This window comes from Variovorax sp. GW822-FHT04A09 (assembly GCF_058801005.1).
The window spans coordinates 370,585-382,478 of sequence record NZ_JBXAMV010000006.1 but is presented as its reverse complement, the minus strand read 5'-3'; the positions used below and the strand labels follow the sequence as shown (position 1 = coordinate 382,478).

Sequence of the window (11,894 nt, the reverse complement as noted above, 5' to 3'; positions counted from 1 at the left end):
ACCCGCTGCTGAGCGACCGTTTCAAGGGCTACCCGCGCACCCAGCCGCCGCGCCTGCGCAGCGAAGTCGGCGCCGCCGGCTGGAACGTGCTGGCCGGCGACCTGCCGCTGCCGCTGGCCGTGCTCAAGCGCGAGGCGCTCGAACACAACCTCGCGTGGATGCAGTCGCGCGTGCGCGAATGGGGCATCGACCTCGCGCCGCACGGCAAGACCACCATGTCACCGCAGCTGTTCCAGCGCCAGCTCGACGCCGGCGCCTGGGGCCTGACCTTTGCCACCGTCACGCAGCTGTCCGTGGGCGTGGCGGCAGGCGCGCGCCGCACGCTGATCGCCAACCAGGTCGTGAGCGACGAAGACCTGGCGGGCATCCAGCTGCTGCTGGCCGACCATGCCGATCTGCGCGTCGTGTTCCTGGTCGACTCGATCGCGCAGATGGCACTCATCGAAGACTGGTCGAAGCGCAACCCCGCCAGCGTGCCCTTCGAGGTGATGCTCGAGATCGGCATCGACGGCGGACGCACCGGTTGCCGCACGCATGCGGAAGCGGTCGCCGTGGCCAGTGCAGTGCGTGCCAGCAGCGCCGCGAAGCTGGTGGGCATCGAGAGCTACGAAGGCCTGAATGCCACCGGGTCCACCGAGCAGGACACCGCTTTTGCCAAGGCCCTGATGGACCGGATCGAAGCCGTCGCGCGTCATTGCGACACGCAGCAGCTCTTCGAGACCGACGAGGTGCTGGTCTCGGCCGGCGGCTCGGCGATCTTCGACCTCGTGGCGGGGCGGCTCAAGCCTGCGCTGGGCTCGCCGGTGCGCGGCCTGCTGCGCTCGGGCTGCTACGTGACGCACGACCATGGCTTCTACAAGCGCATGGTGAATGTGGCGGATGAGCGCATGGGTTGCGAGTGCGGCGAAGGGCTGACGCCGGCGATGGAGGTCTGGGCCAACGTGCAGTCGAGGCCCGAGCCCGGCCTGGCGATCCTTTCAGTCGGCAAGCGCGACGTCTCTTTCGACATGTCGATGCCCATTCCCATTGCGCTCGCAGCACGCGGTGCATTGCAGTCGCACGCTGTGCCCAGCAGCTGGAAAGTCACGGCACTGAACGACCAGCACGCCTACCTGCGCTGGGACGCGAACGACGAAGCGCAAGCCCCGGTCGTCGGCGACCGCGTGGGCCTGGGCATCTCGCACCCCTGCACCACCTTCGACAAGTGGCACTGGATGCCCGTGGTCGAGAACGACTACCGCGTGAGCGATGCGGTCGTGATCCATTTCTGAGCAAGGCAACGCATCCCTCCATGAACACACAGAAGAACAGCGCGACGCTGCTCGAAGGCGGCCTCGTGGTCGACGGCTCGGGCGGTCCTTCGTGGCCCGGCGACGTGCTGTTGCAGGGCGACCGCATCCTGGCGCTGGGCGACGGCCTGCGCACGCGCCTGCCTGCAGGGTTGAACATCGCCGACGTCGACGTGGTCGACTGCCGCGGCAAAGTGATCGCGCCCGGCTTCATCGACGCCCACACGCACGACGACGCCATCGTGCTGCGCGACCCGCTGTGCCTGCCCAAGGTGTCGCAGGGCATCACGACCGTGGTCACGGGCAACTGCGGCATCTCGCTGGCGCCGTACCGCACGCCGCAGTCGAAGCCGCCGCTCACGCTGCTGGGCGCCGACTCCTTCAAGCACGCGACCATGGCCGAGTACCGCGCAGCCGTCGATGCGACGCAGCCTGCGCTCAACGTGGCCGCGCTCGTGGGCCACACCACGCTGCGCTTCGCTGCCATGCAGACGCTCGACCGCCCGGCGAACGGCGATGAACTGGCACACATGGCCGCGCTGCTCGACGACTGCATGGCTTCGGGTGCGCACGGCCTGTCATCGGGGCTGTTTTACGAAGAAGCGTTTGCAGCACCGGCCGAAGAGGTCACCGCGCTCGCGCGCGTCGTGGCGCGCCATGGCGGCGTCTACGCCACGCACCTGCGCAGCGAGATGCAGCAGATCATCGAGGCGATGCACGAGGCCGGTGACTCGGCGTTCGAGGCCGGCGTGCCCTTGATCATCTCGCACCACAAATGCGCAAGCCCCGCCAACTGGGGCCGCACGAAGGAGACCCTGCCGCTGATCGACGCCCTGTCGCAGCGCCAGGAGATCGCGATGGACGTGTACCCCTACGTGGCCGGCTCCACCGTGCTGCGCGAGGACATGGTGGACGGCGTCATCGACGTGCTGCTGACCTGGTCCGAGCCCCACCCGGAGATGACCGGCCGCCTCATCGCCGACATCGCGCGCGAATGGGGCACGACGGAGAAGGAGGCCAGCCTGCGCCTGAAGCCCGGCGGTGCGTGCTATTTCCTGATGCAGGAAGAAGACGTGGAGCGCGTCATCGCGCACCCGCGCAGCATGATCGGCAGCGACGGCCTGCCGCACGACCGCCATCCGCACCCACGGCTGTGGGGCGCGTTCCCCCGCGTGTTCGCGCGTTACTGGCGCCAACGCAAGCTCTTCACGCTGGAGCAGGCGGTGCACAAGATGACGGGGATGACGGCGCGCAATTTGCGCATCGCCGATCGCGGCCTGTTGCGCGTCGGCACGATGGCCGACGTGGTGGTGTTCGATCCCGAGACCATCACCGACACCGCGACCTACGACCAGCCGCTGGGCGTGAGCGAGGGGATCGAACGCGTGTTCGTGAACGGCGTGCTCGCGTACCGCGGTGCGAACGAGGCGCGCGTGCTCGCGCGCGCGGGGCGCATGCTGACACGGCAGCCACGCGCCGCGAACTGAGCGTCGCCGCGCCCCTTCCCCGCCATCCCGTAGAGTGCACGCATGATCGAATCCACCACCCTTCGGTACTTCTACGAGGTCGCGGCCTTTGGCTCCGTGCGCGTGGCGGCGGAAAAGCTCTTCGTGGCCCAGAGCGCCGTGAGCCGGCAGATCGCGCTGCTGGAAGACGAACTGGGCGTGCCCGTCTTCGAGCGCCATGCACGGGGCATGGCGCTGACCGCGGCCGGCGAACTGCTGCTGCGCTATGCGCAGGACAACAAGACGCAGCTGGCCGACCTGAAGGGCCAGATCCACGAGTACGAGACGCTGGCCAAGGGCCATGTGCGGGTGGGCTGCGTGGAAGGCATCCTGCACGGCCTGCTCACCAGCTTCATGCCGAGCTTCATCCGCACGCACCCGGGCATCACCTTCTCGCTCGATCTCATGGGCTCGCATGCGGTGGGCGAGTCGGTGGCGGAGCACAAGTACGACCTGGGCATTTTGTTCGGCGCCTCGCCGCGCCCCGACCTCATCGAGCTGCAGAAGATCGAGCAGCCGCTGTGCGTGATCGCTTCGACGCAGCATCCCCTGGCACAACAGCGCAGCTGCACGCTCTCGGAAGTCGCCGACGCGCCGCTGGCGTTGCCCGACCGCTCCTTCGGCCTGCGCCAGCTGGTCGACCGCGTCAGCTCCAAAGGCAAGTTCAAACTGAACATCGCGGTCGAGACGAATTCGCTGTCCTTCGCGAGCCGGCTGGTCGCGGAGTCGGACCTCATCACCTTCCAGCCGAGCGACGTGGTCGCGCCGCTGATCGAGGCCGGCAAAGTGGTGGCCATTCCGCTCACCGACGCCTCGCTGCGCTCGGCGCGCGCCACGCTGGTGGCGAGCTATTCCCGGCGGCTGTCGCTCGCGGCCAATCACCTGTCGCAGTCGCTGATCGCGTACATGCAAGGGTGGCAACGGCCCGTGAAGCCGGGGCGCGCCAACGCCGCTCGCACGCCCGCCAGGGGAAAGCCGGAGTAGTCCCCGCGCGCGTGATCGTCGGCATCGAAGGGCTCAACCCGGCAGCGTGACCGTGATCATCTTGACCTCGGTCATCGCCTCCAGCGTGTGCATGCCGCCCAGCCGGCCGATGCCGCTTTTCTTGCCGCAGCCGCCGCCAAAGGGCAGGTGGATTTCCCACCAGGTGGTGCCCGCGTTGATGTTGACGATGCCGGCGGGAATCGCCTTGGCCAGGGCGATGCCGCGGCCGATGTCTTGCGTGAAGACGCCCACCGAGAGGCCGTAGTCGTTCTGCAAGGCCAGTTCCAGGGCCTGCGCTTCGTCCTGGAAGGCCATGACCGGCACGACGGGGCCGAAGGTTTCTTCGCGGCACAGCCGCATGTCGGGCATGACGTCGCGCACCACGGTCGGCCCGAAGAAGAGGTCGCTGCCCAGGTCCGGCCGCGCGCGGCCGCCGCACAGCACGCGTGCACCCTGTTCAACGGCATCGTCCACATGCGCGCGCACCTTGGCCGCCACCTGGGCGTTGTTGAGCGGCCCCATGGTGGTGGCGGGATGCAAGGGATCGCCCAGCACCTGCTCCGCAGCCTTGGCGACCAGCTTGTCGCAGAGGCGGTCCACCACGCTGGCATGGGCCAGCACGCATCCCGTCGCCGCGCACACCTGCCCGGCATTGAAGAATGCGCCGCCTGCCGCTGCAGCGGCTGCCGCATCGAGGTCGGCGTCTTCGAAAACGATCAGGGGTCCGTTGCCGCCGAGCTCGAGCAGCAAGGGCTTTCCGGCGCCTCGCTCGGCGATGCGCTGGCCCGTCGCGGTGCTGCCGGTGAAGGCGATGGCGGTCACGTCCGGGTGCACGACCACCGCATCGCCCACGGTCGCGCCCTCGCCGATCACCAAGTTGACGACGCCGGCAGGCAGGCCGGCCCTTTGGATTGCTGCCATCAGCGCGCAGGCCACGAGCGCGGTGGACGGCGCAGGCACCCAGACGAGGGTGTTGCCGGTGGCGATGCCGGGGGCGATGTACTCCACGGGAATGTTGACCGGGAAGTTCCAGGGCGTGATGACGCCATACACGCCGCGCGGCTGCCGCAGCGTCATGACGAGCTTGCCCGGGTCTTCCGCCGGCAGCGTCTTGCCGCCCATCTGCTTGACGAGTTCGGCGGCGAGCCGGAAGCCGTCGGCGGCCTTCGCGACCTCGCCCAACGCCTCGGCCAGGACCTTGCCCTGCTCGCACGACAGCGTGTGCGCGAGGGCCTCGCGCGCGGCATCGATCCCGGCCGCGATCGCCATGCACATCGCGGCGCGCTCGAACACGGGCGTGGCGGCCCACGCGTTGGCCGCGGCCTTGGCGGCGGCCACCGCCTCGCCCGCCGTCTCGCGGCCCGAACGGGGCACGGTGGCGAGGGTGTCGCCGTTGGCCGGGTTGACCACCGGCAGGGTGTCGACGGGGGTCGACCAGCGCCCGCCGATGCAGTTGCCCGTTTCGACTTCGGACATGCAGTGACTGCTCATGACCTAGCCGTACGAATACGCGATCGACGCGGCGTGGCGCTGGCCGTCGCTGCCGCCGGCACGCGCGTCCACGCTGGACGCGGACGGCCTGTACCCGGCCGGCGCGGGGGCCGCGACACCCACATGGCGCTCGGTCTGCGCGTCGAAGCAATGGGTCGATGCGGCCTCGCGGACCTGCAGGTGCACGAGGTCACCGGGCTTGAGGGCCACGCGGTCGTGCACGGACACGCACCAGGGCGTCTCGCTGCCCGCCACGGTGCCGTAGATCTGCGTCTTGTCGCCCGTCGACTCCGTGAGGATCACGCGCAGCGCCAGGCCCTCGGGGGCCAACTGCAGGTGCTCGGGCCGCAGCCCCAGCAGCACGTGCTGTCCATCGGCCAGCAGCGGCGTGCACCCGGACGTGGGCAGGTCCCAGGCCTGCCCGTCGGGCAGCGCGAGCCAGGTGCGGCCGTGTGCGCGATGCACCTGCCCCTGCGTGAAGTTCATGGCGGGCGAGCCGATGAAGCCCGCCACGAAGCGGTTGACCGGGCGGTCGTAGAGCTCGAGCGGCGCACCGACCTGCTCCACCCGGCCCGCGCGCATCACGACGATGCGGTCGGCCATGGTCATGGCTTCCACCTGGTCGTGCGTGACGTAGACCATGGTGTTGCCCAGGCGCTGGTGCAGGGCCTTGATCTCGGCGCGCATCTGCACGCGCAGCTGCGCATCCAGGTTGGACAGCGGCTCGTCGAAGAGGAACAGCGCGGGCTCGCGCACCACGGCGCGGCCCATGGCCACGCGCTGGCGCTGTCCGCCCGAGAGCGCGCGCGGCAGGCGGTCCAGGTAGGGCGTGAGGTTGAGCAGGCTGGCGGCTTTTTCGATGCGCGGGCGAAAGTCGCTTTCGGCCTCGCCGCGCGTGCGCGGGCCGAAGGCGATGTTCTCGTAGACCGACAGGTGCGGGTAGAGCGCATAGCTCTGGAACACCATCGAGATGTTGCGCTTTTGCGGCGACAGGTCGTTGGCGCGTGCGCCTCCGATGCGCAGCTCACCGCCGCTGATGGGCTCCAGCCCCGCGATCATGCGCAGCAGCGTCGACTTGCCGCAGCCCGAGGGGCCGACCAGCACGACGAACTCGCCGTGGGCAATGTCCAGGTCGATGCCGTGCACGACGGGCACGCCGGCGAAATCCTTGCGCAGTTGCTTGAGTTGAACCTGAGCCATGGGGTCTCCTTGTCTTTGTGGAAGTGAGTCGCCGGCTCAGTAGTCTTCGACCGTGATCTCGCGGGCCATGGGCAGGATGCCCGCCATGAGGCCCGCATCCACCGGCAACGCCACGCCCGTGATGACACGCGCGGCGGGCGACGCCAGGAAGAGCACGGCATCGGCCACGTCGTCGGGTGTCGCGAAGTCGCCCAGCGGGTACCACTTCTTCAGCTGCTCGAACACCTGCGGGTTCTTGTCGGCCCGCGCCTGCCAGGCGGGCGTCTTGACGGTGCCCGGCAGCACGATGTTGGCGCGGATGCCATAGGCGCCCAGCTCCATCGCGAGCGAGCGGGTGTAGCTGACCAAAGCGGCCTTGGCCGCGCTGTAGGCCGGGTGACCGAGCGTGGTCAGCGCGTTGACCGAGCCGATGAGCACCAGCTGCCCGCTGCGGCGCTCGACCATGGCGTGGCGCACCGCCTCCACGCAATGGAACGCGCCATTCAGGTTGAGCTGGATGTCGGCCTGCCAGTCCTGCGGCGTGGTCTTGCGCACCGTCGGCCCGCGCGCGGCGCCCACGTTCGACACCAGCACATCCACCGGCCCGACCGTGGCGACGGCCGTGGCCACCTTGTCGCACAGGCCTGCGCAGTCGGTGACGTCCGCCACCAAGGGATGCAACCGCGCCAGGTCGTCGGCGCTCACGCCCTGCCCGGCCAACACGGCCGCCAGGCCTTCCAGCGCGCCCGCGTCGTGGTCCAGCGCGATCAGCCGGTCGCCCGCCTGCAGCACGCGGCGGCACAGGGCCTGGCCGATGCCGCCGGCGGCGCCCGTGACCAGCGTCACGCGCCGGGACGGCGCGTGGGGATGAACAGGAGACGGAGTCGAAATTGATGTGTCCACGCAATGCGCCCTGTGAATTGCCAATACCTCTCCCGACCGGGCGGCAATGAATTACCGCGCGCAATTCGAGCTCGAATTTTGAAGCGTACAGGACGTCACGGGAATTTGGCCTTCAATATTTCGCAGGCAGGGTTCTGTTTTTTAGAAATCGAGGGTTAGCTCTATCTATGGCGCCATTCGGCCGACTCGTAAGATAAAAAAGCGAAAGCATTGATCGCAGCAGATCCCGGCGTGTATTCAATTAATTTTCAATCACTTCACGAGTAATTAAATATGAAAAATCGAAATACAACTCTATTGGCAGGCGCAATTCTTCTGGGTCTTTCCTCCCTCACGGCCCAGGCGGGAAATATCCGCATCGCCATGTCCAGCTACAGCGACAACACGCGCCCCTGGCTGGAGGCGCTGGCCCGGGACTACGAAAAGGCCAACCCGGGAGACAAGGTCAAGGTCGAGGTGGGAAGCTGGGAGAACATGCAGCAGAAACTGCAGGCGGAAATCGCCAGCAACAACCCGCCCGACCTGGCCCACGTCGCGACCCGCTGGGTCGGCGATTTCGTGAACGACGGCCTGGTGGAGCCGGTCGACAATTACGCAAATGCGGCGTTCAAGGACCAATTCATTCCGGCCTTCCTGAAAGCCGGAAATATCAATGGCAAGCCTTATGCACTGCCTATTGCGGCCAGCGTGCGCGCCATGTTCTATAACAAGGACATGCTGAGCAAGGCAGGCTTTCCCAATGGCCCCAAGACCTGGGACGACGTGATTGCCGCCGCGAAAAAGATCAAGGCCACGGGCGCCTACGGCTATGGCATCCAGGGCAAGGACCTGGATACCGACACTTATTTCTACTACGCGCTGTGGAGCATGGGGGGCGACGTGCTGGATGCGGGCAACAAGGCCGCCTTCAATTCGCCGACCGGCGTGAAAGCCGCCACGCTCTACAAAAGCATGATCGACCAGGGCCTGACCGAGCCCGGCGTGGCCGGCAACACGCGCTACGACCTGCACAACCTGTTCAAGCAGGGGCGCCTGGGCATGGTCATTTCGCTGCCGCCGCTGGCCAAGGAAATCGCCAAGGACGCGCCGCAACTGAAATACGGCATCACCGGCGTGCCCAATGGCGGCAAGGACATCACCTTCGGCGTGACCGATTCGATCATGATGTTCAAGACCTCGAAGAACAAGGAAACCGCCCAGAAATTCCTGAACTTCATGTTCTCGAAAACCGCGCGGCTGAAGTTCGACCAGGGCGAAGGCTTCATGCCGGTGACGCGAGAGGTGGCCAACGACCCCGTGTTCAAGGACGACCCGGTGCTCTCCGAGTTCGTGACCCTGCTGCCCAACGCGCGCTTCGCCCCGCTGGTCGCCGGCTGGGAGGACTCGGCGCAGGCCGTCACCAACGCGCTGCAGGCCATCTACCAGGGCAAGGCGGAACCGAAGGCGGCGCTGGACAAGGCCGCGGCCGAGGCCAACACCAAGCTCAACAAGAAGTAAGCAAGCAAGCCTCGGGGCGCAGCCCTGGGGCTGCGCCAGCTTCCCGCGTGTCGCACCACGCCCAACCACGCCTATCCGATCGAATTGCCCTATGCAGAATCCCGTTCGAGGCCCTGCCCTGGCTTGGGGGCTGATTGCGCCGAGCCTGTTGCTCACCCTCTTCATCCTGGCCTACCCGCTGTCCACCCTGGTGTTCCAGTCGGTGCACGACATCTCGCGCTTCGGCCTGCTGCGGGCCTTCAACGGCCTGGACAACTTCCGCACCGTGTTCACCGATCCGGTGTTCGCCCACGTGGTGTGGCGCACGGTGCAGTGGACGGTGTGCGTGGTCGGCGGCGCGGTGCTGTGCGCTGTGCCGATCGCGCTCATCCTGCAGCAGGATTTCTATGGCCGGGGCGTGGCGCGCACGATCGTGATGCTGCCCTGGGCGGTGTCGCTGACCATGACGGCCATCGTCTGGACCTGGTCGTTCAACGGCCAGTACGGCATGGTCAATGCGAGCCTGGCGATGGTCGGGATCATCCGGGAGCCGATCAACTGGCTGGCCGACGGACAGCTGGCGTTCTGGGTCGAGGTGGGCGTGGGCATCCTGGTGTCCATCCCCTTCACCGTGACCATCTTTCTTGGTGGCCTGTCGTCGGTGTCGCAGGACATCTACGAAGCAGCCGGCATCGAGGGCGCGTCGCGCTGGCAGCAGTTTCGCCGGCTCACGCTGCCGCTGCTCAAGCCCTTCATCCACATGGCGATCGTGCTGAACGTGATCTACGTCTTCAACTCGTTCCCCATCATCTGGATCATGACGCAGGGCGGGCCGGACAACGCCACGCACATCCTCGTCACCTGGCTGTACCAGCTGGGCTTCCGCCTGGGCCGCCCCGGCGAGGCAGCCGCCATTTCGCTCGTGATGCTGGCCTTGCTGCTGGCCTTCACCGTGTTCTACCTGCGCCTGCAGAAGCGCCAGTCCGCGAAGGCCGCCACATGATCCGCCCCGACAAACTCGTGCGCAGCCTCTGGTGCTGGCTGCTGCTCGCGCCGCTGGTGGCCGTGGTCGTCTTTCCGCTCGCGGTGATGTTCTTCACGGCGCTCAAGCCGGCGTCCGAGATCTACGTCTATCCGGCCCGCTGGCTGCCCCAGCAGTGGCAGTGGAGCAACTTCTCCGCCATGTGGACCCAGACCGGGTTCGGGCGCGCGCTGCTGAACAGCCTGCTGGTGTCGCTCTCTGCCACGGTGCTGACGATTGCCGTCAGCGTGCCTTCCGCCTATGCGCTGGCGCGCCTGAAGTTTCGCGGCCAGGGCGGCTACCGGCAGTTCTTGCTCATCACGCAGATGATCTCGCCCGTGCTGCTGGTGGTGGGCCTGTTCAAGATGGCGGCCAGCCTGCCCTGGTTCGAGGGCGGCAACATGACCGACTCGCGCCTGTCCGTGGTGGTGGCCTATGGCGCCTTCGGCATTGCCTTTGCCGTCTGGATGATGACCTCGTACTTCGAGACCATTCCGCGCGACCTGGAGGAGTCGGCCTGGCTCGAAGGCTCGGGCCCGGTGCGCACGGTCTGCAAGGTGTTCCTGCCGCTGGCGCTGCCGGCCATGGCGGTCACGGCGCTGGTCACCTTCGTCAATGCCTGGAACGAGTTCGCGGTGGTCTACACGCTGATCCGCTCCACGGAGAAGCAGACGCTGACCGTGCTCGTCACCAACATGGTCGCGGGCCAGTACGTGGTGCAGTGGGAGCTGGTGATGGCCGCCGCCATCTGCGCCGTGGTCCCGGTCGCCATCCTGTTCGCGTGGATGCAGCGCTACATGGTGCAAGGCCTGACCGCGGGCTCGGTCAAGTAGCGACCGCAGCGGCATCACAGCCCGCTGCTACCCGCTGCGCCCGCCCCCTTCGAATAATGCGGCGACGGCCGGCGCGCACCCTGCGCCGGCCGGTTTCGCCCCACCTCATCCGAAGGAGACAAACCCGATGGCTCGCAAGATCCTCATGCTCTGCGGCGACTACGCCGAAGACTACGAAACCATGGTGCCGTTCCAGACCCTGCTGGCCGTCGGCCACACCGTGCATGCGGTGGCGCCCGACAAGAAGGCCGGCGACTGGGTGCACACCGCCATCCACGACTTCGAAGGTGCGCAGACCTACAGCGAGAAGCCGGGCCACCGCTTCACGCTGAACGCCAGCTTCGACGAGGTACGCCCCGAGGCCTACGACGCGCTCGTGATCCCCGGCGGCCGCGCGCCCGAGTACCTGCGCATGCACAGCCGCGTGGTGGAGATCGCGCGCCACTTCCTGGCCACCGACAAGCCGGTGGCCGCCGTCTGCCACGGCGCGCAGCTGCTCGCGGCCACGGGCCTCATCAAGGGCCGCAAGGTCTCGGCCTACCCGGCCTGCCAGGTCGAGGTGGAACTGGCCGGCGCCGAGTACATGGGCATCCCGGTCGACCAGGCCGTGACCGACCGCAACCTCGTCACCGCACCGGCCTGGCCGGCGCATCCGGCGTGGCTGTCGCAGTTCCTGGTGGTGCTCGGCACCCGCATCGAACACTGACCTGAACGGATGGGCGCGGGCGGCGCTACAGTGCCGCGTCGCCCCGATTCACCCGCCTCTCGAGGAGATGGCCCATGTGCGAAGTCTTCATCAGCGCCGATCCGCAAAGCTACGACGCGCGCACGCGCTCGGTGCGGCTGCACGGCGTGGTCACCAGCATCCGGCTCGAGAACCTGTTCTGGCAGGTGCTCGAAGAGATCGCGCAGCGCGACGGCATGGCCGTGGTGCAGCTCATCGAGCGGCTGTACGACGAGCTGGTGGCGGCGCGCGGCGAGGTCGGCAACTTCGCGTCGTTCCTGCGCGTGTGCGCGTTGCGCTACGAGGCGATGGTGGCGCAGGGGCGGATTCCGGCCGACACCTCGGTCGCGATCCGCTCGCTCGATGCCAACGCCGTGCTGCATGAACTGCCGCAGGGCTGGGGTCGGCCATCACCTGCGCAGCAGCCGGGAGAGGCACGCGTGCACACGCTCCACGCCGGCGTGCGGCGGCATGCGTAGACGCCGCCCT

At 67.6% G+C, this 11,894-nt stretch carries 11 protein-coding genes; 8 read left to right on the top strand and 3 right to left on the bottom strand.

The window, feature by feature from the left end:
- The 3 genes from AC1RLW_RS27315 to AC1RLW_RS27305 form a co-directional block, all read left to right on the top strand.
- Positions 1–1,271 (top strand): alanine racemase (locus tag AC1RLW_RS27315; RefSeq protein ID WP_493195782.1); only part of this gene is annotated, 1,271 nt, incomplete at its 5' end.
- 20 nt (positions 1,272–1,291) lie between these two features.
- The gene (locus tag AC1RLW_RS27310) at positions 1,292–2,776 is read left to right on the top strand and encodes an N-acyl-D-amino-acid deacylase family protein (RefSeq protein WP_493195781.1); all 1,485 of its coding nucleotides are present in this window, start codon (positions 1,292–1,294) and stop codon (positions 2,774–2,776) included.
- A 42-nt stretch (positions 2,777–2,818) separates the two neighbouring features.
- The gene (locus AC1RLW_RS27305) at positions 2,819–3,778 is read left to right on the top strand and encodes a LysR family transcriptional regulator (RefSeq protein ID WP_493195780.1); all 960 of its coding nucleotides are present in this window, start codon (positions 2,819–2,821) and stop codon (positions 3,776–3,778) included.
- Between the two features lie 33 nt (positions 3,779–3,811).
- Here the strand turns inward: AC1RLW_RS27305 and AC1RLW_RS27300 are convergent, their stop codons facing one another.
- The 3 genes from AC1RLW_RS27300 to AC1RLW_RS27290 are packed head-to-tail and all read right to left on the bottom strand — an operon-like array spanning position 3,812 to position 7,294.
- Positions 3,812–5,254, bottom strand: coding sequence for an aldehyde dehydrogenase family protein (locus AC1RLW_RS27300; RefSeq protein ID WP_493195779.1), 1,443 nt, complete (start codon positions 5,252–5,254; stop codon positions 3,812–3,814).
- Positions 5,255–5,272: 18 nt separating this feature from the next.
- Positions 5,273–6,469, bottom strand: coding sequence for an ABC transporter ATP-binding protein (locus AC1RLW_RS27295; protein ID WP_493195778.1), 1,197 nt, complete (start codon positions 6,467–6,469; stop codon positions 5,273–5,275).
- Positions 6,470–6,505: 36 nt separating this feature from the next.
- Positions 6,506–7,294, bottom strand: coding sequence for an SDR family oxidoreductase (locus AC1RLW_RS27290; RefSeq protein ID WP_493195777.1), 789 nt, complete (start codon positions 7,292–7,294; stop codon positions 6,506–6,508).
- A 330-nt stretch (positions 7,295–7,624) separates the two neighbouring features.
- Here AC1RLW_RS27290 and AC1RLW_RS27285 point away from each other — a divergent pair, with 330 nt between their 5' ends.
- The 5 genes from AC1RLW_RS27285 (at position 7,625) to AC1RLW_RS27265 (ending at position 11,884) form a co-directional block, all read left to right on the top strand.
- Positions 7,625–8,848 carry an ABC transporter substrate-binding protein gene (locus tag AC1RLW_RS27285; protein WP_095948090.1) on the top strand — a complete coding sequence of 408 codons (1,224 nt, stop codon included), beginning with the start codon at positions 7,625–7,627 and terminating at the stop codon, positions 8,846–8,848.
- 91 nt (positions 8,849–8,939) lie between these two features.
- The gene (locus AC1RLW_RS27280; protein WP_493195776.1) at positions 8,940–9,830 is read left to right on the top strand and encodes a carbohydrate ABC transporter permease; all 891 of its coding nucleotides are present in this window, start codon (positions 8,940–8,942) and stop codon (positions 9,828–9,830) included.
- Complete coding sequence (locus AC1RLW_RS27275; protein ID WP_095948089.1) at positions 9,827–10,681, top strand: carbohydrate ABC transporter permease; 855 nt, start codon at positions 9,827–9,829, stop codon at positions 10,679–10,681. Before AC1RLW_RS27280 ends, AC1RLW_RS27275 begins: the two co-directional genes overlap by 4 nt.
- A 127-nt stretch (positions 10,682–10,808) precedes the next feature.
- Positions 10,809–11,387 (top strand): DJ-1/PfpI family protein, encoded by a 579-nt coding sequence (locus tag AC1RLW_RS27270; protein WP_095746738.1) that lies wholly within the window; start codon positions 10,809–10,811, stop codon positions 11,385–11,387.
- Between the two features lie 74 nt (positions 11,388–11,461).
- A complete protein-coding gene (locus AC1RLW_RS27265) occupies positions 11,462–11,884 on the top strand; it encodes a ribbon-helix-helix domain-containing protein (RefSeq protein ID WP_307696991.1) in 423 nt (140 codons plus the stop codon).
- Positions 11,885–11,894: the final 10 nt, after the last annotated feature.